The sequence below is a fragment of the Oryzihumus sp. genome (assembly GCF_036391795.1).
In the GTDB taxonomy this organism is placed as follows: domain Bacteria; phylum Actinomycetota; class Actinomycetes; order Actinomycetales; family Dermatophilaceae; genus Oryzihumus.
The window spans coordinates 1-23,710 of the sequence record NZ_DASVZH010000296.1; the positions used below are offsets into that span (position 1 = coordinate 1).

A 23,710-nucleotide genomic window follows, 5' to 3' on the forward strand; every position below is an offset into this window, starting at 1 on the left:
CGTCCGTCCGGGTCGGTCGCCGACGTGGCCGCGCTGGTCGGGCGTCGCGTCGCCGCGCCGGTGACCGCCGGTGAGGCGCTCACCCCGTCCCGGCTGCACGGCCCCGGCCTGCTCACCGGGCTGGCCGCCGGCCAGGTCGCAACCCACGTCAGCGTGCCCGACGCCCGGGTCGCGGCTCTGCTGCACCCGGGCGACCACGTGGACGTCATCGACAACGCCAGCGGATCGCGGCTCGGGCTCGACCTGCTCGTGCTGGCGACCGACCCCGCGGACGTCGGCACGGGCTCCTGGACCGGCGTCGGGTCGGGCGCGCCGGCTCCCGGAGTCGTCCTGGCGGTCATGCCGGAGCAGGCCTCGTCGCTGGCCCGCGCGAGCGGCGCTGGCGACCTGTCGGCCGGGGTGACGCTCACGCTCCGCCCCGCCCGCTGAGGCCGCAGGACCGCCCTACCTGGGCGCCCGGCGCCTTCGGTACGGTCGTGCGGGTCCGGCTCGCCAACCGAAGGGGCGCACGAATGATCAAGGGCTTCAAGGACTTCCTCATGCGCGGCAACGTCGTCGACCTCGCGGTCGCGGTGGTCGTCGGCGCAGCGTTCACCGCGGTCGTCCAGACCGTGGTCGGCAACGTGATCAAGCCCATGTTGAACGCCTTGGGCAGCCCCACGAGCAGCGGGCTGTCGTTCTCCCTCAAGCACGGCAGTCCCGCGATCGAGAAGGCCACGACCATCGACGTCTCGGCCATGATCAACGCGGTCCTCACGTTCGTCATCACGGCAGGGGTCGTCTACTTCCTCATCGTGGCGCCGATGAACGCCATCGCAGAGCGCCGCAAGCGCGGCCAGGAGCCCGAGCCGAAGGCCCCGGCCGAGGACATCCTGCTGTTGCAGGAGATCCGCGACCTGCTGCGCCAGCGCGACATGGTCTGAGCTCCATCGCCACCGTCACGACAGGGCCCTGACCGGGCCCAGCCCGCCACCAACCCCACAGGGCGGCTCCGCACATGCGGAGCCGCCCTGTTTCGCGTCAGGTCGGGTCACTCCCAGTGTGGGGGACGCTGCTCCTGCAGCCAGCGGTCGTGGGCGTCCTCGTCGCGGCGCTCACCCCAACCGGTGTCAGTGTCGTCGCGGGTCTGGTCCAGCGAGGAGCGGCGTACCGACACCTTCGGGCGCGCCTGCTCCTGCCCGGCCTCGCCGGCCGCGCTTTCACCCGCCTCGTCGTCGCCGGTATCGCGCGCCGCACCGTCCGCGGGCTCGTCCCCGCCGTCGCCCGCGTCCGCCCCGACGCGGGTGACCTCGCCCGTGTCCAGCAGCGCGGCCTGCCCCTCGACCGGCGGCACCTCCTCCGACGTGTCGGCGTCGGCCTCGACCGCCTCGGCTGCACCGGCCGCGTCAGCCCCGTCCGGCCGGTCGGTTAGGGTCTCGTCGGTCGGGTCGGGGGTGGGCACGTCGTCCTCCAGGCTCTCGTCGAAGCCGGGCAGCAGCGGTGCGAGGGTGTCGAACCCCGCCGTCGCAGCTCCCGGCTCGGCCACGCCTTCGTCCACGGCCGGGTCGGCCGGGCGGGGTGACACGGTGAGCCCATTGTCCCCCAGCACCGTGGCCTTCGACGCGGCGCGGACGGCGGCGGTCACCCGGGCCACGTCGCGTGCCGGGTCGCGGAAGAGGTCGGTGCTCCAGATCCGCACGTGCTGCCAGCCGAGCCGGCGCAGCTGCTCGATCCGCAGCCGGTCCCGGTCGCGGGTGCTGGTCATCGCGGCATAGGCCGGTCCGTCGGTCTCGACCGCGACCAGCACCCGGCCCCGGCGATGCGGGTCCTCGATGGCCAGGTCGAGCCGGTGCTCCGAGCTGCCGTAGCGCTCGTGCACGACCAGGCCCTCCCAGCGCAGCCGCTGCGCGAAGTCGGCCACCAGCGGGTCCAGCGCCCGGCCGGTCGCCTCGGACCGGACCCGGGCGCCGACCGGCAACGCCGGCGCCTGGTCGCTGCCCGCCTGCCCGGTTCCGGGCTGCGCCGCCTCGACCGCCGCCCCGGGCAGTGCCTCGGTGACCTTCGCCGGGGAGCCGCCGGCCGCGGCATACGCGAGGAAGTCCCGCAGCATGAGCGCGCCGCGGGCCTTGAGCCGGTTGGGGTCGAGGTCGGCCGCGCCGAAGGCGGCCACGACGGTCATCCGGCGACGCGCTCGGGTGACGGCCACGTTGAGCCGGCGCTCCCCGCCCTCGAGGTTGAGCGGCCCGAACCGGTGCAGCACCCGCCCGTGCGGGGTCTTGCCGTAGCCGATGGACAGGATGATCGCGTCGCGCTCGTCGCCCTGGACGCGTTCGAGGTTCTTGACGAAGAACCGCTCCGGCGCGGACTCGTCGAAGAACGAGCCCACCCCGTCGGCGTCGCCGAGCGCGGCGCGCAGGGCGTCCTCGATCCGCGCGGCGTGCCGCAGACCGAGCGCGATGACGCCGAGGGACTCGGTCGGCCGGCGCCGGGCGTGGTCGAGCACCAGCTGGACGACCCGGTCGACCTCGGCCTCGGTGCTCTCGATCGCCTCCTGCCCGGGCGGGGCCAGGGCGGAGCCGTCGACCAGCTCCAGCCGCACGACCGGGTCGGTGCTGGTGCCGGGGAAGGTCACCAGCGAGCCGTGGTAGACCTCCTTGTTGGCGAAGGCGATCAGCCGCTCGTCCAGCGAGCGGTAGTGCCAGGTGAGCCGCCGCACCGGCAGCGCCGCGGTGAGGACGTCGAGCACCGACTCGAAGCCCTCGGTCAGGGCGTCGGTCTCGGGCGCGCTGACGTCGTCGTCGGCCGAGGTGAAGAAGCTCGTCGGCGGCAGCTGCCGCTCGTCGCCGGCGACGACGACCTGGGTGGCCCGCGAGATCGCCGAGACCGCCTGCGCCGGCGGGATCTGCGAGGCCTCGTCGAAGACCACCACGTCGAACCAGCGCCCCGGCGGCAGCACCGAGGCCACGACCAGCGGGCTCATCGCCCAGCACGGCTTGACCGCGGTCAGCACGTCCCCGGCGCGGGGCAGCATCTCCCGCAGCGGGCGGTGCCGCCGCGACTTGGACGCCTCGGCGCGGACGAGGGCCTCCTGGTCGGGGTGGTCGGCCAGGACCTCCCGCAGGCGGCGGCCGACGGCGCCCCGGACCCGGTCGACGGAGCTGTCGAGGTGGGCGCGGTCGGCCTCGACGTACTCCGTGCCGATCCGCCGCAGGAACTCCCCGTCGTGGGCGCCGTAGGCGGGGTCGCGCACGGTGATGTCGTCCAGCAGCGAGGTCCACCAGACGAAGTCGACCTCCGGCCCCACGTCGTCGACGAGCACCCCGCGCGTGGCGAGGTCGTCGACGAGCGGGCCCATCCCGGCGGCGCGCAGCTCGTCCAGCACGGTGACCACCCGGGGCACCACGGACAGCCGGTCGGGCCGGGCGGCCAGGAGGGCGAGCCGCTCCTGCAGCTCGTCCAGCGGGGTGCCGACCAGGTCACCGCCGGCCGCGGTCGGCGCGAGCCGCTCCCCCAGCCAGGCCAGGTCACCGGCCAGCGCCTCATAGGTCCGCTCGACGTCCTCCAGGCCCAGCGGGACCTCGGGGCGGGCACCGGCACCGGCGAGCTCCTGCCAGCGCACGCGCTGCCGCTGGGCCGCCTGCAGCCGGGTGTGCAGGTCGGGCGGCACGGCACCGGGACGCAGCAGCCGCCGCGCCTGCCGGCGCAGGCGACGCCGGGCCCACCAGCCCAGCTTGATGCCGTGCTCGGAGCGGTATGCCGAGGTGCCGGTGGCCGCGACGAGGTCGACGAGGGGCACGTCGAAGACCTCGGGGCGGAAGACCTCCAGCGTCTGGCGGACCTGCTCCAGGACGGCGAGGGCGTCGGCCCAGGCGGAGGCCGTGCCGGCCTCGGGGATCCCGGCCTCGCGCAGCGTGGCGCCGATCCGTTCGCGCACCGCCACCAGGCCGCCGGAGCCCAGCCGGCTGCAGATCTCCAGCGCCTGGGCGGCCTCCTCGGGGGAGGTGACGCGCGCCGCATACCAGGGGTCGTCCTCGAGCCCGGGGGTCCAGGCGCCGAGCGAGGCGGCCTCGGTGAGCGAGCGGCTCAGCTCGGCCACCCGGTCGCGGGACAGCGAGCGCAGGGCCTCGCCGTGGATGCGCACGTGCGAGGTCGGCGAGTGCGGCCGGGAGGACAGCGCCGCCAGGGCGAGCTGGGCCTCCCAGGCGCTGACGCCCCAGGGTTCGCGCCTCTCGTGCAGGGCGCGGGAGTGCTCGACCAGCCGGGTCCGTCGCTCGACGAGGGTGCGGGCCACCTCGCCGGTGTCGGGCTCGCCGGCCTCGACCGCCCGGTCGAGGGTGTCCCCGACCTCCCGGGCCAGACGGCGCCGGTTGGTGGCGCCGTCGTAGGCGTCGAGCACGAGGTCGCCGAGGCCCAGGCGGTCCAGGCGGCTGACGACGGCGTCGATGGCGGCGCGCTTCTCGGCGACGAACAGCACCCGGCGGCCGTCGCTGGCCAGGGCGGCGATGAGGTTGGCGATGGTCTGGCTCTTGCCGGTGCCCGGCGGGCCCTTGACGACGAGGTTGGCCCCGGAGCGGACCGCCTCGATCACCGCGTGCTGGGAGGAGTCGGCGTCCAGGACCAGGTGTTCGCGCTCGGGGTCCTGGTCGACGGCGAGCGGCGGCACGCTGGTGCGCACCGCCCGCAGCGCGCCCGGGTCGCCGGCCAGCGCCGCGACCACGTCGTGGTCGGCAAGGGTGTCGAGCTGGGCCGCGAGGTCGGCGACCATGGGCAGCTTGGCGTAGGAGAAGGTGCCGAGGACCAGCCGCGGCGCGATGGTGAAGCCGGGCACCTGCTCGCACCCGGCGGCCAGCGCGGAGAACACCGGGGCCGCGTCGAAGGCGCCGGTGACCGTGGCCATGTCGGCGAGTGCGTCACCGTCGACCTCCAGGCCCTGCTCGGAGCGCAGGTAGTGCTCCAGCACCGGGTTGAGCTCGACGTCCGGGCCGAGGTCGAGGTCGAAGTCGTCCTGGCTGGCGCCGCGCGGCCGCAGCACGCACGAGCGCAGCAGCACCGGGGCAGCCGGCGGGCGGGAGGCGCCGGCGACCCGCCAGCTGGCCATGCCCACCGCGACGAACCCGGCGGCGATGCCCCGCTCCTCGTGCAGCTCGGTGGTCTTGGCGCGGATGACCCGGGCCCGGCGCCGGGCCTCGGCCAGGGCGTCCGGCTCGCGGAACAGGTCGGACAGCCGGGTCGGGCGCCCGGCCAGCAGCATCGCCAGGCCGCCGGGATGGGCGTTGGTCAGGTCGAGCGTGCCGGAGGGCAGGTCGCGGTACCAGAGGAGGGTGTTGCGGCCGCCGAGGTCGACCAGGTGGCGCTGCCAGGCCTGGACCGCCGCCGCCACGCGCTCCCCGCGCGGGTCGGCCGACCCCTCGAGCTGGTCCGGGTCCGGCGTCGCGTCCTGGCTCTGGGTCATCCCCGCAGGCTAGCCAACCGGTGTGCCGTGCCCCCGGACGCGCGCCGAGGTCACCCCGAGCCGGTGCCCGGCCGAGTCCCTTTCACAGTCCGCTCCCAGACTCCTTGCACCCTGGTGACAGTCGGCGGGTCGACGCTCTGCTCGGCGCGGGGAGCCGTTCCCCGTCAAGGGGAGGAGCGACGGGTGCGGCCCAGACCTCGCAGGTGGTTCGCCCGGCGGCCGGTGCTCGCCGGCCTCGCAACGTTGCTGCTGGCCCTCGCGGGTGTGGGTGCCTGGGCGGCCACCCGCACCCCGGCCAGCGCCGCGGCCGCCCCCGTGCTCGTCACGGCGACGACGGGCACGATCCGCCAGACGGTCTCGGCCACCGGCACGATCGAGCCGGGCAGCCAGGCCAACCTCAGCTTCGCCGTCTCCGGCACCGTGCGCTCGGTTGATGTGGCAGCCGGTGACACCGTCAAGGCCGGCCAGGTCCTCGCTTCGGTGGACGCCACCGACCTGCAGAGCGCGGTCGACCTCGCCCAGGCCAACCTGACCGCCGCCGAGAGCCAGCAGACCAGCGAGCAGGCGGCGGGCGCCTCGAGCACCCAGCTCGCGGCGGCCGGCGCGCAGGTGGCCGCGGCCTCGAGCAAGCTCGCCGACGCGAGGTCGGCGCTGGCGCAGGCCACGATGACCTCCCCGATCAGCGGCACGGTGGCCTCGGTGTCGATCGCGGTGGGCGACCGGCTCGGCTCCGGTTCCAGCGGATCCGGCTCCGGTGGGTCCTCGTCCGGCGCCGGAGCCGGGGGCTCTGGTTCGGGTGCCACGGGATCAGGCTCGAGCTCCTCCGCGACGGCGCAGGTCGTGGTCATCTCCACCCGGTCGTGGGTGGTCGACGCCCAGGTGGGCAGCGCCGACCTTGCCTCCGTGCGCAAGGGCCTGCAGGCCGAGGTGACCCCGACCGGCAGCACCACCCGCGTCTTCGGCACGGTGAAGTCGGTCGGCATCATCGCCTCCTCCTCCAGCGGCACGGCCACCTTCCCGGTCACCGTCGCGGTCACCGGCTCCCCCACCGGCCTGTATGCCGGGGGCACCGCAGACGTCCTCATCGTCACCCGGCAGGTGTCCGGGGTCCTGGCCGTGCCCACGGCGGCCCTGCACAGCGAGGGCGGCCGCACCGTCGTGCACCAGCTGAAGGGCGGCCACCAGGTCAGCACGCCGGTCACCACCGGCACCGTCTACGGCCCCAGCACACAGGTCCTCAGCGGTCTCAAGGACGGCGACCAGGTCGTGCTCGCGACCGCCCGCGCCGGCCTCGGGGGCAGCGGGCGAACCCGCCAGGGCGGCTTCGGCGGTGGGTTCGGCGGGGGCGGTTTCGGCGGCGGTGGGTTCGGCGGCGGCTTCACCGGGAACGGCGGAGGAGCTGGAGCAGGACAGGGGTCGGGCGGCGCGGCGGGCGCCGGCGGCGGAGCGGGCCGATGAGCTGGGCGGTGGTCCCGGGAGCGGACGAGAGCGCGCCGAACCCGGGCGGTGCCGGGCCGATCCTCGACCTGGCCGACGTGCGCAAGGTCTATGCCACGGGTGCGGCGCAGGTCGAGGCGCTGCGCGGGGTGTCCCTGACCGTGGACCCCGGCGAGTACGTCGCGGTGATGGGCCCCTCGGGCTCGGGCAAGTCGACGCTGATGCACATCCTCGGCTGCCTGGACATCCCGTCCGAGGGCAGCTACCGCCTCGCCGGTGAGGACGTCGGCGCCATGACCGAGGCGCAGTTGGCGGACGTGCGCAACCGGCGGATCGGGTTCGTGTTCCAACAGTTCAACCTCCTGCCCTCCCTCTCGGCGTGGCGCAACGTCGAGCTGCCGCTGTGCTACGCGGGGGTGCCGCGGCAGGAGCGGCGAGCCCGCGCGATACAGGCCCTGGAGCGGGTCGGCCTGGCCGACCGGGTCGACCACCGCCCCGGCGAGCTGTCCGGCGGCCAGCAGCAGCGCGTCGCGGTCGCGCGCGCCCTGGTGACCGACCCCGCACTCCTCCTCGCCGACGAGCCCACCGGCAACCTGGACTCGCACTCCACGGCCGACGTGCTGGGGCTGTTCGCCGAGCTCCACGTGCAGGGCCGCACCATCGTGTTGATCACCCACGAGCACGACGTCGCGGCCCGGGCCGGCCGGGTGGTGCACATCCTCGACGGGCAGGTCGCCGAGGACGAGCCGGCTGCGGCGGTGTCCCGATGACCTGGACCGAGACGCTGCGCACGGCGCTGGAGGCGATCCGCACCCGCCGGCTGCGTTCGGCCCTGACCATGCTGGGCATCCTCATCGGCATCGCGGCGGTCATCCTCACCGTCGGCCTCGGCCAGGGGGCCCAGGCGCAGGTGCGCGACCAGATCAGCAAGCTCGGCAGCAACCTGCTCATCGTCTCCCCCGGCAGCTCGACCAGCAGCGCCGGCGTGCGCGGTGGACGGGGTTCGGCCTCCACCCTGACCACCCGCGACGCGCAGGCGCTGGCCGACCACCGCGTCGCGCCCGACATCGCCCGGCTGGCACCGGTCTCCAGCGGCCAGCAGTCCCTCAGCGTGGGCTCGGCGAACTGGACCACCAGCGTCGTCGGCACCACCCCGGACTGGCCGCAGGTGCGCGCCCGGTCGGTGACCACCGGCCGGTTCTTCACCGCGGCGGAGCTGGCCGCCGGGGCACCGGTGACGGTGCTGGGTCAGACCACCGCCTCGGAGCTGTTCGGCGGTCGCGACCCGGTCGGCCAGACGGTCACGGTCAACGGGACCGCCCTGACCGTCATCGGCCTGCTCGACACCGCCGGGTCCACCACCGCGGTCGACGAGGACGACCAGGCGGTCGTGCCCGAGACGACCTACGCCGCGCGAATCTCCAGCAGCCCCAACGCCCAGGCGATCTCGACCCTCTACCTCGAGGCGACCTCCCCGCAGACCCTGTCCGCCGCCTACCAGGAGGCGAACGCGGTCCTGCTCTCGCTGCACGGGGTGACCCCCGCGACCGCCGACTTCACCCTGAGCAGCCAGGAGTCGCTGCTGCAGACGGTGACCTCGACCGACCGCACACTGACCGTCCTGCTGGCCGGCATCGCCGCAATCTCATTGCTGGTCGGGGGAATCGGCGTCATGAACATCATGCTCGTCTCGGTCACCGAGCGGATCCGCGAGATCGGCCTGCGCAAGGCGCTCGGGGCCACGCCGCGAGCGGTGCGGCGGCAGTTCCTCGTCGAGGCGAGCAGCCTGGGCCTGGCCGGCGGCGTCCTGGGCCTCGCCCTCGGCATCGCGGGGGCACTGCTGCTGCCCCGTTGGCTCGGGCAGCCGGTGACCATCTCGCCGGTGGCGGCCGGGGGCGCGCTGGTCGTGGCCCTCGTGGTCGGCGTCGTCGCCGGGGTCTACCCCGCCGGCCGCGCCGCCCGCCTCGCCCCCATCGACGCCCTGCGCAGCGAGTGACCCGATGACCCTTTCCGCCCCTCCAGCAAGGAGCACCTCCATGTCCCACCCCGGTATGCCGTGCCCCTCCGCCCGCACGCCCCGCACGGCGCGCCTGCGGTCGGGTGCCGGCGCGTTCGGCGTCCTGCTTGCCGGGGCGCTCGTGCTCACCGGCTGCGGGCCGGCCAGCAGCAGCCAGCCCACGGTCGCCGCGACGGGCGCGGGCGGCTCCGGGGCCAGGGGCTTCGGGGGCGGCGGCCGGATGCCGGGGGTCTCGGGCCTGGTCGCCGCGGTGGACGGCCACACGATGCAGGTGCAGGACAGCTCCAGCCAGACCGCGGTGACCTGGACGTCGGCGACCAGGTTCACCGACACGGTGGCCGCCTCGCTGGCGGACGTGAAGCCCGGCGTCTGCGTCGTGGCTCGCTCGGCGGCCCAGGGCGCTCGTCCCGGGGCAACCGGCGGCGGAGGGACCGGAGGGGCGTCGAGCGGCGGATCCGCCGGCGCGTCGACGGTGGCGGCCACCATGGTCACCATCTCGGCGCCCACCCGGGGCGGCTGCGACCTCGGCGGACCGGGAGGCTTCGGCGGTCGCGGGGGCAGGGCACCGGGTGGCTCCGGCGCGACGGCGACGCCGGGTGAACGGCCCTCCGGGGCACGGACCGGTGCGCCCGGGGCCGGCCGGGGCTTCTTCGGCGGCGCGTTCGGCACCGTGGTCTCGGTGTCGGGATCGACCTTCCAGGTGAGGGAGCAGGCCCGGGCCTTCGCCGGGTCGTCCGCGACCGCGACGGCGGCACCCCGCACGGTGACCGTGACGGTGGACCCGACGACGACGTGGGTGCGCACCACCCGGTCGACGGCGGCCTCGGTCAAGGTGGGACGGTGCGTGACGGCGCTGGGCAAGGCGGACGACACCGGAGCGGTGACCGCCACGGCCGTCGCGGTGCGCCCCGCGGTCAACGGCAGCTGCAGCTTCGGGCGTGGCCAGCGCGACGGTGGGTCCGGGACCGGTGGCGGCGCGAGCACGAGCGGCGGTGCCGCCGGTGCGTGAGGCGGCCCGAGTCGCGGTTCACCGGCGCTGGGTGCGCCGGGCGGTGCCCGTCGCCGCCGGCGTGGTGCTCCTGGGCGGGGGCACGCTTGCCGCACGGGCAGCCACCGCCGGTGACCCGGTCGACCGCTACCGCACCGCGACCGTCACCCGCGGGGACGTGGAGCAGCACCTGGACCTGACCGGCTCGGTGCAGCAGGTGAACCAGCAGCAGGCGGTGTTCGCGGTCGGCGGCACGGTCTCGGCCGTGAGGGTCTCGGTCGGCGACACCGTGGCCGCCGGCCAGGTGCTGGCGACGCTGGACGCCCGGCCCCTGGCCGCGGCGGTGACCGACGCCGAGGCGACCCTGGCCCAGGCGAACGCCACCGTGGAGAGCGACAGCGCCTCGTCCTCGACGTCAACCGTGTCGGCTCTTCCGGCGTCCACCTCGACGGGGCGCAGCAGCTCGACCGGCTCGGGCTCGGCTGCCACGCGCCAGGCCTCGCAGGCGGTGGCCGCGGCCCAGCGCGCGGTCCAGTCCGACCTGCGCGCCGCGTCGACGGCCTCGACGGCGGAGGCCGCTGCCTGCGCACCGGTGCTCGGTCGTGGCTCCGCCAGTGGTCCCGGCGGCGGGCGCCCCTCGCCGTCCCGATCCGCCGCCCCTACCTCGACCCCGGCTCCGACGTCCTCGCCCACCTCGTCCCCGACGTCCTCGCCGACGCCGAGACCCTCGCCCTCCTCGGCGTCGGGACCCTCCTCGGCGGAGGTGGCCCGGTGCGTCGCCGCCCTGCAGCAGGTGCAGTCCGCGCAGGAGCGCACCGCCCGGGACCAGCAGGCCCTCGCCCGGGCCCAGGCCCAGCTCAGCCGCGCCGCTGCGTCAGCGGGCGCATCGACCAGCGCGTCGCCAGCCACGTCCTCGGGCTCGGCGTCCCGCACCAGCGGCGGTGCCGGGGTCTCGTCGACCGGCGGCGGGTCTGCGGCGGGCTCCTCGGTGACGCGGCTGATCACCGACCAGGCCGCCGCCAACAGCGCCGCCCAGGCCCTGACCGAGGCCCGGGCCAACCTGGCGGCGGCGACGTTGAAGGCCCCCGTCGGCGGGACGGTCGCGGCCGTGGACCTGGGTGTCGGCTCCACGGCGGGCACCGGCGCGGGGATCGTCATCGCCCGGCCGGGCTCGGCCGAGGTGACCGTCGACGTCCCCCTGGCCCAGCTGCCTCTCGTCAAGATCGGGCAGGACGCCACGGTGACGCCGGCCGGCGCGACCGCCGCGGTGGACGGCGCCGTGAGCGCGATCGGGATGCTGCCGGCGTCGGGCACGGCTGGGAGCAGCAGCGGCACGGCATACCCGGTGACGGTGCAGGTGCCGCAGGCGCCTGCCTCACTGGCCACCGGCTCGCGGGCCCAGGTGAGCATCGTCGTGGCGACCGCCAGTGGTGTGCTCACCGTGCCGAGCTCGGCGGTGACCCGGCTCGGCCCGGGGCGCGCGGTGGTGACCACCCTGCGCAGCGGGGTGCCGTCGCGGACCGTGGTGACCGTCGGCGCGGTCGGCCTGACCTCCACGCAGGTCACCGGCCTGACGCTGGGGCAGACGGTGGTGCTGGCTGACCTCGACACTCCGCTTCCCAGCAACGCCAACGGCCTTCGCGGCGTCCGCGGGTTCGGTGGTGGAGGCGGGTTCGGCGGTGGCAGCGGCTTCGGGGCCGGCGCCGGCGGTGGTGCCGTGGGTGGCGGAGGCCGGGCCGCCCAGCGCGGCTGACGGGAGCCGCCCGGACGCCGCGGCACACACGAGGACTAGTCAACGCACGAATGGGGCTCCCCACGGCCCGCGATCCGCCATACTTCACCGCGCCGCCTCCGGTGCCCACGGCTCCGACGGGAGAGCTCACCGGCGGCCGACGGGGGTTGACGGGGATGTTCTTGATCTGGGGTTGGCGCAGCCTGCTCAAGGTGCTCGGTGTCGGGGAGTTCCAGTGCCCGCGCTGCCAGGTGGACCGGTCCTACCGGCTGGTGCGGCCGCGCCGGTGGTTCACGGTGTTCTTCATCCCGGTGATCCCGCTGAAGTGGGGCGAGCCGTTCGTCGAGTGCGACGCGTGCAAGGGCACGTATCGCGAGCAGGTCCTGTCCGCGCCGACCAACAAGCAGTTCGCGTACATGCTCGCCCTCGGGGCGCGGGCGATGTACGCCAAGGCGGTCGCCGCCGGGTTCCGGCACTCCGAGCGGATGATCGACCGGGCCGTCGCGCGGCTGCTGCCTGTCGTCGGCGGCGCCTACACCGCGGCCAACCTGGTCGCCGACGTCGAGGCCTTCGGTGACCAGGATCTGGTGCAGTACCTCGCCCCGGTGGCCGCGAGCATGAGCCCTCAGGGCCGCGAGACGCTCGTGGGCGGGCTGGTCGAGTTCGTCCATGAGGACGGCCCGACTCCGGCCGAGGTCTCCTCGGTGGTCTCCGAGGCAGCCGCGGCCCTCGAGCTGTCGGCAGCCCACCTCGCCGGGATCGTCTCGTCGGTGACCTCCGCCCAGCAGGGGCAGTCGTGACCACCATCCCGGCGGCCCCGGACCCGACCTGGCAGTTCGCGGCGCCGCCGGCCTGGCCGGCACCTCCGGGGTTCGACCCCCGCAAGGGGCACGTGGTCGACCCGACCTGGGCCGCCGCCCCGGAGGGCTGGCAGTTCTGGGTCCGGCCGGTCATCCCGGCGGAGGCGCGTCGGCGCAACTGGTCCGGGGTGCCGTGGTGGCGCGTGGCCCTCGGCGCGGCCGCCCTGCTGCTGGCGGTGTCCCGGTTCTTCACCGGTGGCTCGAGCGGCGCCGACACCGGCGTGGGCTCGTGCTGGTCGCAGGACAGCGGCTCGAAGTACGTCCCGGTGAGCTGCTCGGACTCCTCCGCGACCTACCGCGTGGTCTCCCAGGTCGGCAGCCCGGACTCCTGCCCGCAGACGTCGGACAGCTACCTGGACTCCGCGGTCGACGGCGACTCCCGCTACGAGTGCCTGGTGCCGATCACCCACTGACCCGCGCTGACCGGCGCCGGCGTGGCCGGCATCAGGTCGACGGCGTCGTCGACATCCCGCGCCGTGCTGGCGGCGGCGTAGCGTGGGCCCCGCTCGACATCGCCGGGCTGTCCACGGCTCTGGGCTGTGGTTCCTGGCCTTTCGGGTCCTGGTGCTGCAGTGGCCGCGCCGGTACAGCACGCGGACACCCTCGACCTGACGGTGCCCACAGGGAGAGGGAGCACATGCCTGGGACCGTGGGGAATCGCCACGCCGACGAAGCCGTCGAGCCGGTGTCGCTCGTCGCGGCCGGGGTGGGCAAGGCGATCGACGGCAGTGTCCTGCTGCGCCCGATCGACCTGGAGGTCGGCTCGGGGCAGTGCGTGGTCCTGCGCGGGGAGAACGGCAGCGGCAAGACCACGCTCCTGCGGATCCTCGCCGGCACGATGGACCCCAGCGAGGGCAAGGCCACCGTCGACGGCGCCGTCGCCGACGAGCGGGACCTGGCCATCCGCCGCACTGTTGCCGCCCTCATCGGTGCGCCCACGGCATACCGGGACCTGACCCTGGGCGACCACCTCGTCCTCCTGGACGCCACCTGGGGACGCGGGGCGGGCGCCGACGAGCGCGCCCTCGCGATGCTCGACGCCCTCGAGATCGGCCACCTCGCCGAACGCTTCCCCCACGAGCTCTCCTCGGGTCAGCAACAGCTCTTCCACCTCTCGCTGGTGCTCACCCGCCCCGCCCGGGTCCTGCTGCTGGACGAGCCGGAGCAGCGCCTCGACACGCACAAGCGCCAACTCCTGGGCGACCTGCTCCTGGCCCGCAAGGAGTCCGGTGTGGCGATGGTCGTCGCCTGCCACGACCCGGGCCTGACCCGGCAGATCGCCGACCAGGTCATCGACGTCGTGCCGGCATGAGCCGCGACGCGGACCGGCTGCGCGACGCCCGCGGCATCATCAGCGGCGAGCAGGACCCCGGTCAGCGCAACGCCGCGTATGCCGTCTACGTCGCGATCATCGCCGCAGCCACGTACGGCGTCCCGGCTGCTCAGGCGTTCTTCCGGTTCGTCGACCCGCAGTGGCTGGCCGCCCACCTGGGCGGGAGCGGAGCGCTGGTCGTCGGGGTCGTGGTGCTGGTGCTCACCCTGGCCTTCGCCTACCGCGCCGGCCGGGTCCGCGGGCCGGTTGTGCCCGAGCTGCCCTATCTCGACCACGTCGCGACCAGCCCCCTGGACCGCGCGGTCGTGCTGCGCCGCTGGTGGCGGCTGGGGCTGCTCGGCTGCGCTGTCGGCGGGGTCCTCCTCGGGGTCGTCACAGGAGCCGGTATGGCGCTCGCCTCCCTCACGGGGGCCGTCGCCATCGCGCCGGATGGGCTGGCGGGGGCGCTGGTGGGCGTGCTCGTCGCCGGGACGTGGCTGCACGGGCAGGTCCGCGCGTGGCCGGTCGGCAACCGTGGGCTCGGGGTCGCGCTCGGGCCCGGGCGGTCCCTGCGCGCGCTGCACCTCACCCTGCTGCGGACCCAGTCCGCCCGCTCGGTGACCGTCGGCGGAGCGGTGCTCGCCGGTGACCTCCGGGCTGCGCGCCTGGACGTGGCGGCACCGACCACACGCGGCCGCGCGATCCACCTGCGGGCCCGGGGCCCGGTCGGGACCGTGCTGTCCCGGGACTGGCTCGGCCTGCGACGGGCCCCCGGCAGGGGCGTGGCGGGGCTCGTCCTGACTGCCGCCGCGGCATACGGGCTGGTCCACGCAGCCGCCGGAGTGCCCAGCCTCATCACCGTGGTCAGCCTCCTGCTGGCGTACTTCGGGCTCGGCGCGTGGTCGGAGGGCCTGCGGCTGCACGGCGACAACGCCGGCACCCCACCCCTGCTCGGCCTCAGCCCGCTGGTCGAGGCACGGGCCCACCTGGTGATGCCCGGCCTGCTCTACGTCCTGACCGTCTCGGGGGTCGGGCTGGCGACGCTGGCTTCGGGCCACGGATCGCTGCCCGGCCTGCTCTGGGCCCTGGCGCTGGGCGGCATCGTCATGGCCGGCCAGGTGATGGCCTCGTTCCGGGGGCTGCCGCCGATCTCCGCCTTCTCGCCCCGCGGGGGCATGTCGACCATGCTGCTCTGGCAGTCCGTCCCGCTGCTGGTGCCGGTCATCTGCGGCGCCGCGGCCACCGCGGCCCTGGCGGCGGGGTCGCCGCTGGACGGCGCGCTCGTCCTGGGCGCGACCACCTGGGGGTCCGCGCTGTACGGCGCCAGGCGGGTCCACCGGCTGTTCGACGCCCACCGCGGCTGAGCGGCCCCCCTGTCCGGCCGTCGCGCGCGGTCGGTGGCTGGCCGGCACCGGGTCAGCGCGCGGCGTCGGTCACGCAGAGGACCGCCCACGGGAGGGCCTCGAGCCGATCCTGACCAATCGGCTCGCCACACACATCACATCGTCCGTAACTGCCCTCGTCCAGCTTCTCCAGCGCACGGGTCACGTCGGCGAGCGTCACCTGCAGCTGGTCGTGAACCGCGACCTGGGAGAGCCGGTCCACCGCCATCGAGGTCCCCTCCCCCACCCGCTTGCCGAAGGAGATCGAGCCCTGCTCCCCCGGCCGGGTCTCCATGAGCGCCATCTGGGCATCGAGCTCGGCCTTCTTGGCGTGCAACCTCGCGGCAACGTCTTCCATCCACCCATAGTGAGGTCGCGCGGCGCAAACCGACAGCGAGCGCAGCCATCGCGCCGCAACCGGCCTGGGCGACGGTGTTGAACGCGGTGGGGCAGGCCGCCGGCGCATCACGGCGAAACGCGGCGGCCGGCCGGACTGCTGGGGACAGGCACCGACATGACGCCGGGGGCTTGGCTGACTGGCCCCGCAGGCGCCCCCGTCAGCTCACGCTGTCCGGGCCGCCTTGGAGCTCCTGCCCGCAGTGGCAGCCTCGATCGAGGCCGCCCAATGGGAGACGACCGCATGCTCGAGGCCACGCTCGTGGCGCTCGGCGCGCGACCGGCTTCCCCACCCGTTCTCGTTTGCGAGGACCCACCCCGCGCACGCCACGGACACCGCCAGCGCCGCGATCAGGGCGGCGCCGCGGCGACGCGCCCCAGGGACCGACGGCCGCGTCGTCCTCGTCAGCTGCCACGCGGGCCAGATCCTTGCCAGCACGTGCAGGCCGGTGACGCCGGCCCACACGACGAACGCGCCCTGGTGCAGCGTGAGCGTGTCGACACGCAGTCCCGGCAGGGACACCAGCGCCTGCCGGCTTGCGGGCTCGCCCAGCAGCACCAGGGCCAGACCGGTGGCCAGCAGACCGAGCGTCGCCGCCACCACCAGCGGGCCCAGGACCCGCAACAGCAGCGGCGGCGGGCCGGCCTGCCGGTATGGCGCGCGGCCGGCGTAGTAGCGCACGAAGCGCCACCCGGTGGTCGCGGTCTTCAGGAGCGCCGGCGGCACCAGGATGACCCCGAGGGCCAGGTGCCAGCTGATCAGGCCGCGCACGTCCAGCAGCGTGACGAGCTCGGCCACGAACAACACCAGCAGCACCAAGCCGGTCCACGCCGTGAGCCGTGCGTTCCCCGCCGGGCCGCCAGAAGCGCCCATCACGGGGTCCGCCCGATGGGCCCGGCCAACGGCCGCTTGCCACGCCTCGGTTCCTGCCTGCTCCAGCCGCGAACGCCCGCTCACCGGGCCAGCCAAGCACACTCCAGGCCCACGAGCGGGGACCCCACACGGAGCGCGGCCAACGCGAGTTCCAGCGGTCCCCGGTCGGGGTCCGCCTCGGCAGCAACGGCCTGCGTAGGGTGAGGTTCGTGGACATCGCCCCCGCGGACCAGGCGGCAGTGGACGCCATGTGGGCCTCGTACGTCGCGGACAGCGGCTACGACGGACCGCTGGTGACGGCGTACGCGTTCGGCGACTCCGCCGAGCTCGCCGACGAGCTCGGGCTCTTGGTGTTGCACGGTCCCAAGAGGGCGACGGCGGGCCTCCTGCAGGCGTTGGAGGCAGAGGACGAGCCGTTGCCTCGTGTGGGTGACCGGTGCCTCGTGCTCCGTGGCGACGGCCGGCCCCTGGCCGTGGTGCGCACGACGGACGTGCGAGTCGGCCCACTCTCCTCGGTTGACGACTCCTTCGCGTGGGACGAGGGCGAGGGTGACCGAACGCGGGACTGGTGGCTGGCCGCGCATACACGCTTCTTCACCCGTCAGTGCGCGGCGATGGGCCTGACGTTCTCCGACGACGCAGATGTCGTCTTCGAGCGGTTCGAGCTGGTGTGGCCGGCGATCCGACCCTGAACGGACCAACCGGCGGAGGCTGATCGGTTCGCGGGATGGCCGGAATGCGAGCAGGCTGACCTCATGAGCACCACCGGTCACTCCAACATCACGCGGGTGGTGGTGATGGTTCAGGAGAACCACACCACCGACAACTACTTCCGCGGCCTGGCGCCGTGGGGGGTGAACGTGGCCACCGACTGGCCCACCCAGACCAACCCGCCGGCCAAGGACCAGCCGCACGACCGCCGGGCCTACGGCGCGTGGCTCAAGGGAACCGGCACGGCGACCCGCACCCAGTTCGACACCCACGCGGTGCTGCCGTACTACACGTGGCTGGCGCTGAACGGGGCGTTCCTGGAGAACCACTGCTCCGGGTTCGGCACCAACTCCACCCCCAACCACCTGCTGCTGGTCGGCGGGCAGACCCCGACCCTGCGCAACCCGCCGCGCAACCAGCCGCCCCCGGTGTGGGACATGCCTTCGGTCCCCGGGCTGGCCCAGGACCACGGGGTGTCCTGGCGCTGCTACACCGCCGACCAGGACTACCCGGTCGGGTTCTACACCCAGCTCAAGGGCTCACCCAACCTGGTTCCGTCCTCCCAGTTCGTGGCCGACGCCAAGGCCGGGACGCTGCCGGCGCTGTGCTACCTGTGGCACAACTCTCCCCAGGATGAGCACCCGCCGGCCGACGTGACCGCGGGGATGGGCGCGGTCCAGCAGGCGGTCGACGCGGTCGTCCAGGCCGGCGGGTGGGAGGAGACGGTGTTCCTGCTGACCTGGGACGACTGGGGCGGCTGGGACGACCACGTGGCCACCCCGAACGTCGAGCAGACCGCTGACGGGGTGCAGGTCGCCTACGGGCCCCGGGTCCCGCTGCTGATGTTCGGCGGCGCCGTGCCCGCGGTGGTCGACTCCCGCTGGTGCTCGCACGCCTCGGTGCCCAGGACCGTCCTGCAGCTGCTCGGCCTGCCCGCGCTGGGGGTGCCGCGGGTCGATGACGACCCCGGACTGGCCGACCTGGTCGCGGACACCGCCACCGTGCCCCCGCCTCCGGCGCCCGGTGCACCCATCGAGCTGCCCGCGCCGCCGGTCCCGCCCCGCGAGCTCAACCCGACCCCGCCCTCGCCCGGGCGGCGCAAGCCCACCCCGGACGTTGTGCTCCGCGACGGCGGGACGCTCCCCGCACCGAACGACGTCACCCTCAAGCCTTGAGATCGGACCACGGTCGAGGGCGTCAGGGCGGCCCCGTGGGCACCGGGGAAAGCCGGCATGCCGGAGGCGGGCTGGACCAACGACCATCCAAACCTGGCGTCCGTGCCGAGGTCTGGGCATCCGCCGGGTCTGGATAACCACGTTGGGGTAGCTTGCCCGCCATGTGCCAGTGCCGACGCTAGCCCCACCAGGGGGCGGCGACCGTTGGATGGGATGGACCTTCCATGCGTAGTGCACTGTGCGATGCCCTCTTTCGTGTCTTCGGACACCGCGTGTGTTGCGGCCGCATCCCCGGCTGGACCGCGCGTGTCGGTCTGGGCGAGTGGGACAGCTACGACGTCAAGCCCTGGAATCTCTACAACGTCATCTGGCGGGCACAGGCTTGGATTCGCAGCGGCATGAGCGGGTAGCCCGGTCCGGAGGTGTCGCCGGGTGGTGCCCTCCGTGGGGCGCCACCCAAAATCGACAGAGCAGCCCCCGGGAGCCAGCTGCGGCATACCGACTTGGCCTTGTGCGGCCGCACCAGGCACGACAGCTTCAGCGGGCCCGCAGACCGGAACTAAGCGATCGTCACGTAGGTCATCAGCACGTACTTGGCCAGGGCGACCGTCAGCGACAGCACGAGGCAAACGGCCACGGTCACCACGACCTGCCGTCGCGTCCGCGGACCGGGAACATCGAGCCTGAGCGGGAGCAGTGAGCACAGGAGCACCAGAGCAAGGAGGGCGAGCGGGATGAAGTACCGGCCCTGGACCCCGATGACCTCGTAAAGACCCACCGGGTTGAAGCCGAGGTACAAGGCACCGAAGACGGCCCCGACACCAGACACGAGAACCACCGAGACCAGGACCAAGGGCCAGCGCCCGGGTCTGAGCCGCTCGGTGATCCCCACCACCAGCAGGAGGGCCACGACACTGAGGCAGGCGGCAACGGCCGACCCCTGGACGTTGTAGCCGGTCTGCGACAGCAACTCCTCGATCAGGCGCCACCCGTGGTCCGCTGCCGTCCGGGCCAAGACGCGGACCATGTACCACGGGTGGTGCACCACGAAGCTCGCCTGCTCGGCCGGCCGGACGGTGTTCTCTCGACCCGCCCCGCGCACCCAGCCCATGCCGTTGCCCGTGGGAGCCGATACGCGTGCCCACCACGCGGTGAGGGCCAGGCCAGCCAGCGTTGCCGAGGCGAGCACAGCCCGCGAGAGCAACAGGTGCCGTCCCGGCGCGGGACTCGGTTTCCGCCCGGCCTCCTCTTCGCGGTCGCCAACCGCGACGCCTGGTCGCAGGGTCAGCATGCGGGCACGAACCAGCAACAGGAGTGGCAGCAGGACGACGGAGGTGGGTTTCAGCACCGGCAGCGTGATCGCGGCCGCGAGCAGGCTCCACGTCTGCCACGCGGTGAGGCGTCGGTGGAGGAAGGCAACTCGTGTCACGAGCGCCAGGAACAGGATGCTGACCCCGTTGGTCAAGGTGTCGGCGGAGATGACGGCCGCCTGGAACACCGCCGGCGGGAGCAGGCCGACGACCACGGCCAGCCATTGGGTGGTCGACGACCGTAGGGCGTAGACCGCGAGCCCCACCAGGAGCGTGTATGCCGCCAGCCCGGCGAGCCGCATGGCCGCGATCGCGTCACCGATCGACCCGCCGAAGGCTTCGACGGCTCTGAGCGCCAACGCCTGGGGCAGGTAGCACAGCGGAGCGTAGGCAGCGGTGTTCGTGAACCACTGTGTCTCCGTTGGGCCGCTCAGTGAGCCGGCCTCGGCTCGGCGGTGGCCGGCTGGATCGCCGTAGACGGGGCTGCGCACCGGCTTGTCCCACAGCCGCCACGGGCCAACAGCTTTCAGGGCCTCCACCGACCGAGGCACCTGACCGCCGAACATCGGCGCGCCATGCACCGTGGCAACGTGCAGCGGCAAGAAGCCGCCGTGAGCGACCTGGTAGGCGCGGTAGAACTGCTGCGGCTCGTCGGGCCCCCATACCTGAGGGACCGCAACCGAGAACACCCCACCGAAGAGCAGAGCGAGGACCACGAACAACAGCGTGGCGGGATCCGCTCGCCGCGTGGTCCGGATCCGTTCCCACGCCGATTGCTGCCCCAGGAAGCCGTCCCGGTCAGTGCCCCGCAGCGCCTCCGTGAGCAAGCCAGTCATGGTGCACGATTCTCTCACGCAGGCTTCCACGCAGGCCAAGGCGGCGCGCCCGGAGTCACGTGATGCCCGCCCCAGTCCCGAAGGCGCTGACCGCGGCAACCGCCGGCGGGTACCGGCTCAGGCACGGGCGACGGCAGCCACGGCGGGCGACCACGTGGGCCACGTTCTGGACGTATGGGTTGCCGCACCAGGTCGGGGTGATCTGGGCCGTGCTGCGGGACGCCCCGTGGGAGCCGTTACGGACGGGGCTGCCGTCGCCACGGCCGGGGACACCGGCTACCGGGTCCATTCGAATCTGGTGCGGCGCCGTTCGGCACGGGCGGTGGGAGTGCCTCGGCTGGGCGGGGGGACCATGTTCGTGCTGACCACGTTCCTGCTGAGCCCGTTGCTCACCGCCGGGGTGCACTTCGGGGTCGGGGCGTTGACCGCCGGGCCGGGGCTGGCGAACGCCCTGTGGCAGCTCCCCGCGTCTGTTACCCCTGGCTGATCTCGTATTCCTGGCTGATCTCGAGCGCCCCCGGCATCCTGGCCCGCGAAACCCCCGTTGCGACTCCCGGAGATGGTCACCGCGGCTCCGGGGATACGCCGCAGCTTGGTGTGTCCCATTTCCTCGAGACGAGGGAGTCTGGGTGCCATGCACGCTCATGCCGATGGTCAGATGTATCCCAGCTGGTTCGCGCCTGGGCGGCGTCGGGGCTGAGCAACCCCTCGTGGCCGCGTCCCCGACCGGTCAACGTCCTGCCGAACCCGGACACGACATTCACCATGAAGGGTGAACGCACCATGGAACACAACCCGCCCACCCCGACCGCGGCCGACCCCGACCGATCCGCCAACATCGGCGTCGTCGGCCTGGCCGTCATGGGGTCCAACCTGGCCCGCAACCTCGCCTCCCGCGAGGGCAACACGGTCGCGGTCTACAACCGCACCTACGCCCGCACCCAGGAGCTGCTTGACGAGCACGGCGACGTCGGCTTCGTAGCCTCGGAGTCGATCGACGACTTCGTCGCCTCGCTGGCCAAGCCGCGCACCGCGGTCATCATGGTCCAGGCAGGCGCGGGCACCGACGCGGTGATCTCCCAGCTCGCCGACCGGTTCGAGCCGGGCGACATCATCGTCGACGGCGGCAACGCGAACTTCCACGACACCATCCGCCGCGAGCGCGAGCTGCGCGAGCGCGGGCTCAACTTCGTCGGCACCGGCATCTCCGGCGGCGAGGAGGGCGCCCTGCACGGCCCGTCGATCATGCCCGGCGGGTCCGCGGAGGCGTGGGAGACCCTCGGTCCGATCCTGCGCTCGATCGCCGCGGTCGCCGAGGGCGAGCCGTGCGTGACGCATGTCGGCACCGACGGCGCCGGTCACTTCGTCAAGATGGTCCACAACGGCATCGAGTACGCCGACATGCAGCTCATCGCGGAGGCCTACGACCTGCTCCGCCGGGTCGGCGGCCTCGAGGTGGGGCAGCTTGTCGAGGTCTTCCGCGCCTGGAACGAGGGCGACCTGGAGTCCTACCTCATCGAGATCACCGCCGAGGTGCTCGCCCAGACCGACGCGGCGACCGGCCAGCCGCTGGTCGACGTCATCCTCGACGAGGCCGGCTCCAAGGGCACCGGCGTGTGGACGGTGCAGAACGCCGTCGGGCTCGGCATCCCGGTCTCCGGGATAGGGGAGGCGGTCTTCGCCCGGGCGGTCTCGAGCAAGCCCGAGCAACGGGCTGCGGTACGGAAGACGATGCAGGAGCGCCCGACCGCACCCCGGCTCCCCGACGGCTTCGCCGACGACGTGCGCGCCGCGCTCTACGCCTCGAAGGTGGTCGCCTACGCGCAGGGCTTCGACCTGATCGTGGCCGGCGCGAAGGAGTACGGCTGGGACATCGATCTCGGTGCGATCGCGAAGATCTGGCGGGCCGGCTGCATCATCCGGGCCCGGTTCCTCAACCGGATCGTCGACGCCTACGCGAACGACCCGGCGCTGGCCTCGCTGCTCGCCGATCCCTACTTCGCCGGCGCGGTGGCCTCCGGGCAGCAGGCCTGGCGCCGTGTCGTCGCCACCGCCGCGACCGCCGGCGTCCCGGCGCCGGGCTTCTCCTCCGCGCTCGCCTACTTCGACTCGCTCGCCTCCGAGCGGTTGCCTGCCTCGCTGATCCAGGGGCAGCGGGACTTCTTCGGGGCGCACACCTACCGACGGGTCGACAAGGAGGGCGTGTTCCACACGCTGTGGTCCGACGACCGGCGCGAGGTGGAGACCGAGCCGTCCACCCACTGATTCGGCCCCACGCGAAGCGCGGACCTGACCTGTCGCTGGGCGCGCATCAGGACGGAGGCGCCCAGCTGCCGGCCGTGCTGCGCTCGACCTGGCCGGGACGTAGGTCCCTGCCAGGAGCCAGGCGCGCAGCCGTGCCCTTGTGACGTGGACAGCTCGCGCGCCTCGATGCGAGGCCGGTCTTGCCAACACTCAGCGGGCCCACGGCATACCTGCAGCTGCATGCGCAACCGGGACAGAAGCGGTGACGGCTGAGGGTCCGGTCCGCGCGGCGCCCGAACCCGTGGGGGCGCGGACGATTGCGCGAGGTCTGGCATGGGACGTGGGACTTCCGCTCGTCACCTTCTACGTCCTGCATCTCGCGGGCGCGAGCGACTGGTCCGCCCTCGTGGGCGGCATGGTGGTGGCCGGGGCACGCATCGGCGTCGGGGCGGTACGGACCCGCAGTCCCAACCCCTTCGCCATGGTCATGGTTGTGGCGTTCGGGATGGGCCTGGTCCTGGCGACAGTCACCGGGGACGTCAGGTTCCTCCTCCTGAAGGACTCGATGACCACAGCCGTCGTCGGGTTGATGTTCCTCGTCCTCGCCGCCGTGGGACAGCCACTGACGCTCGCGGCCGCCAGGACGTGGGAGCCCGCGAGGGCCGAGATGCTTGCCGAGCAGTATCGCGCCAGCCCGGCAGTGCGCCACTGGCACCTGACCGCCTCGGTCGTCTGGGGTTTCGGGCTACTGCTCGAGGCGGCGCTGCGGGTCCCGCTCGTCTACCTGTTGCCGGTGGAGGTCATGGTTGCGGTGTCCGCGGGCATGATGGTGCTCGCCTACGCGTCGTTGATCGTCTGGACCGGGTGGTACCTGCGGCGGGCGCGGGGATCGCGCGCCCCCACCACGTGAGCGCACGTGGTCGGAGGGCATACCTGCAGGGGGGGCGTGGGAAAGGCTCGATCCTTACGGACTCGACGCCGGGCCCCCTGCGCGCACCTCTCGGG

At 73.9% G+C, this 23,710-nt stretch carries 20 protein-coding genes; 16 read left to right on the top strand and 4 right to left on the bottom strand.

The genetic code is table 11. From position 1 onward, the window contains the following. Both VF825_RS18235 and mscL read left to right on the top strand, forming a co-directional pair. Positions 1-429, top strand: a 429-nt coding sequence (locus VF825_RS18235; RefSeq protein ID WP_331116029.1) for an RcpC/CpaB family pilus assembly protein, incomplete at its 5' end; no start/stop codon positions are given. Positions 430-512: 83 nt separating this feature from the next. Then, positions 513-923, top strand: a complete 411-nt coding sequence (gene mscL, locus VF825_RS18240) for a large conductance mechanosensitive channel protein MscL (protein WP_331116031.1) — start codon at positions 513-515, stop codon at positions 921-923. Between the two features lie 107 nt (positions 924-1,030). On the opposite strand, the gene VF825_RS18245 is transcribed toward mscL, so the two are convergent. Then, positions 1,031-5,431, bottom strand: a complete 4,401-nt coding sequence (locus VF825_RS18245) for an AAA domain-containing protein (protein ID WP_331116033.1) — start codon at positions 5,429-5,431, stop codon at positions 1,031-1,033. A gap of 183 nt (positions 5,432-5,614) precedes the next feature. Between VF825_RS18245 and VF825_RS18250 the strand changes: the two genes are divergently transcribed. From VF825_RS18250 to VF825_RS18290, 9 genes are all read left to right on the top strand, one after another. Next, a complete protein-coding gene (locus tag VF825_RS18250; RefSeq protein WP_331116035.1) occupies positions 5,615-6,889 on the top strand; it encodes an efflux RND transporter periplasmic adaptor subunit in 1,275 nt (424 codons plus the stop codon). After that, entirely contained in the window at positions 6,886-7,638 is a 753-nt protein-coding gene (locus VF825_RS18255) for an ABC transporter ATP-binding protein (protein ID WP_331116037.1), read from the top strand. The genes VF825_RS18250 and VF825_RS18255 overlap by 4 nt, the downstream gene beginning before the upstream one ends. Then, positions 7,635-8,864 (top strand): ABC transporter permease, encoded by a 1,230-nt coding sequence (locus VF825_RS18260; RefSeq protein WP_331116040.1) that lies wholly within the window; start codon positions 7,635-7,637, stop codon positions 8,862-8,864. The genes VF825_RS18255 and VF825_RS18260 overlap by 4 nt, the downstream gene beginning before the upstream one ends. A gap of 40 nt (positions 8,865-8,904) precedes the next feature. Then, positions 8,905-9,894 (top strand): DUF5666 domain-containing protein, encoded by a 990-nt coding sequence (locus VF825_RS18265; protein ID WP_331116042.1) that lies wholly within the window; start codon positions 8,905-8,907, stop codon positions 9,892-9,894. Continuing rightward, positions 9,887-11,626 (top strand): HlyD family efflux transporter periplasmic adaptor subunit, encoded by a 1,740-nt coding sequence (locus VF825_RS18270; RefSeq protein ID WP_331116044.1) that lies wholly within the window; start codon positions 9,887-9,889, stop codon positions 11,624-11,626. Before VF825_RS18265 ends, VF825_RS18270 begins: the two co-directional genes overlap by 8 nt. A 155-nt stretch (positions 11,627-11,781) precedes the next feature. Continuing rightward, a complete protein-coding gene (locus VF825_RS18275) occupies positions 11,782-12,405 on the top strand; it encodes a zinc ribbon domain-containing protein (protein WP_331116046.1) in 624 nt (207 codons plus the stop codon). After that, positions 12,402-12,878, top strand: a complete 477-nt coding sequence (locus VF825_RS18280) for an LppU/SCO3897 family protein (RefSeq protein WP_331116049.1) — start codon at positions 12,402-12,404, stop codon at positions 12,876-12,878. Before VF825_RS18275 ends, VF825_RS18280 begins: the two co-directional genes overlap by 4 nt. 224 nt (positions 12,879-13,102) lie before the next feature. Then, the gene (locus VF825_RS18285) at positions 13,103-13,777 is read left to right on the top strand and encodes an ABC transporter ATP-binding protein (RefSeq protein ID WP_331116051.1); all 675 of its coding nucleotides are present in this window, start codon (positions 13,103-13,105) and stop codon (positions 13,775-13,777) included. Next, a complete protein-coding gene (locus VF825_RS18290) occupies positions 13,774-15,141 on the top strand; it encodes a hypothetical protein (RefSeq protein ID WP_331116053.1) in 1,368 nt (455 codons plus the stop codon). Before VF825_RS18285 ends, VF825_RS18290 begins: the two co-directional genes overlap by 4 nt. A 52-nt stretch (positions 15,142-15,193) precedes the next feature. On the opposite strand, the gene VF825_RS18295 is transcribed toward VF825_RS18290, so the two are convergent. Beyond that, entirely contained in the window at positions 15,194-15,517 is a 324-nt protein-coding gene (locus VF825_RS18295; RefSeq protein WP_331116055.1) for a TraR/DksA family transcriptional regulator, read from the bottom strand. A gap of 204 nt (positions 15,518-15,721) precedes the next feature. Beyond that, positions 15,722-16,372, bottom strand: a complete 651-nt coding sequence (locus VF825_RS18300; protein ID WP_331116057.1) for a hypothetical protein — start codon at positions 16,370-16,372, stop codon at positions 15,722-15,724. A 266-nt stretch (positions 16,373-16,638) separates the two neighbouring features. Between VF825_RS18300 and VF825_RS18305 the strand changes: the two genes are divergently transcribed. After that, complete coding sequence (locus VF825_RS18305) at positions 16,639-17,121, top strand: ASCH domain-containing protein (RefSeq protein ID WP_331116059.1); 483 nt, start codon at positions 16,639-16,641, stop codon at positions 17,119-17,121. A 63-nt stretch (positions 17,122-17,184) separates the two neighbouring features. Further along, positions 17,185-18,315 (top strand): alkaline phosphatase family protein, encoded by a 1,131-nt coding sequence (locus VF825_RS18310; RefSeq protein WP_331116061.1) that lies wholly within the window; start codon positions 17,185-17,187, stop codon positions 18,313-18,315. A 559-nt stretch (positions 18,316-18,874) separates the two neighbouring features. Here VF825_RS18310 and VF825_RS18315 read toward each other — a convergent pair. Next, entirely contained in the window at positions 18,875-20,452 is a 1,578-nt protein-coding gene (locus VF825_RS18315) for a DUF2142 domain-containing protein (RefSeq protein ID WP_331116064.1), read from the bottom strand. A 361-nt stretch (positions 20,453-20,813) separates the two neighbouring features. Between VF825_RS18315 and VF825_RS18320 the strand changes: the two genes are divergently transcribed. From VF825_RS18320 to VF825_RS18330, 3 genes are all read left to right on the top strand, one after another. After that, entirely contained in the window at positions 20,814-20,948 is a 135-nt protein-coding gene (locus tag VF825_RS18320; RefSeq protein WP_331116066.1) for a hypothetical protein, read from the top strand. 296 nt (positions 20,949-21,244) lie between these two features. Continuing rightward, positions 21,245-22,726, top strand: coding sequence for an NADP-dependent phosphogluconate dehydrogenase (gndA, locus tag VF825_RS18325; RefSeq protein WP_331116068.1), 1,482 nt, complete (start codon positions 21,245-21,247; stop codon positions 22,724-22,726). 280 nt (positions 22,727-23,006) lie between these two features. Then, positions 23,007-23,615 carry a VC0807 family protein gene (locus tag VF825_RS18330; protein ID WP_331116090.1) on the top strand — a complete coding sequence of 203 codons (609 nt, stop codon included), beginning with the start codon at positions 23,007-23,009 and terminating at the stop codon, positions 23,613-23,615. The last annotated feature ends 95 nt before the right edge of the window (positions 23,616-23,710 follow it).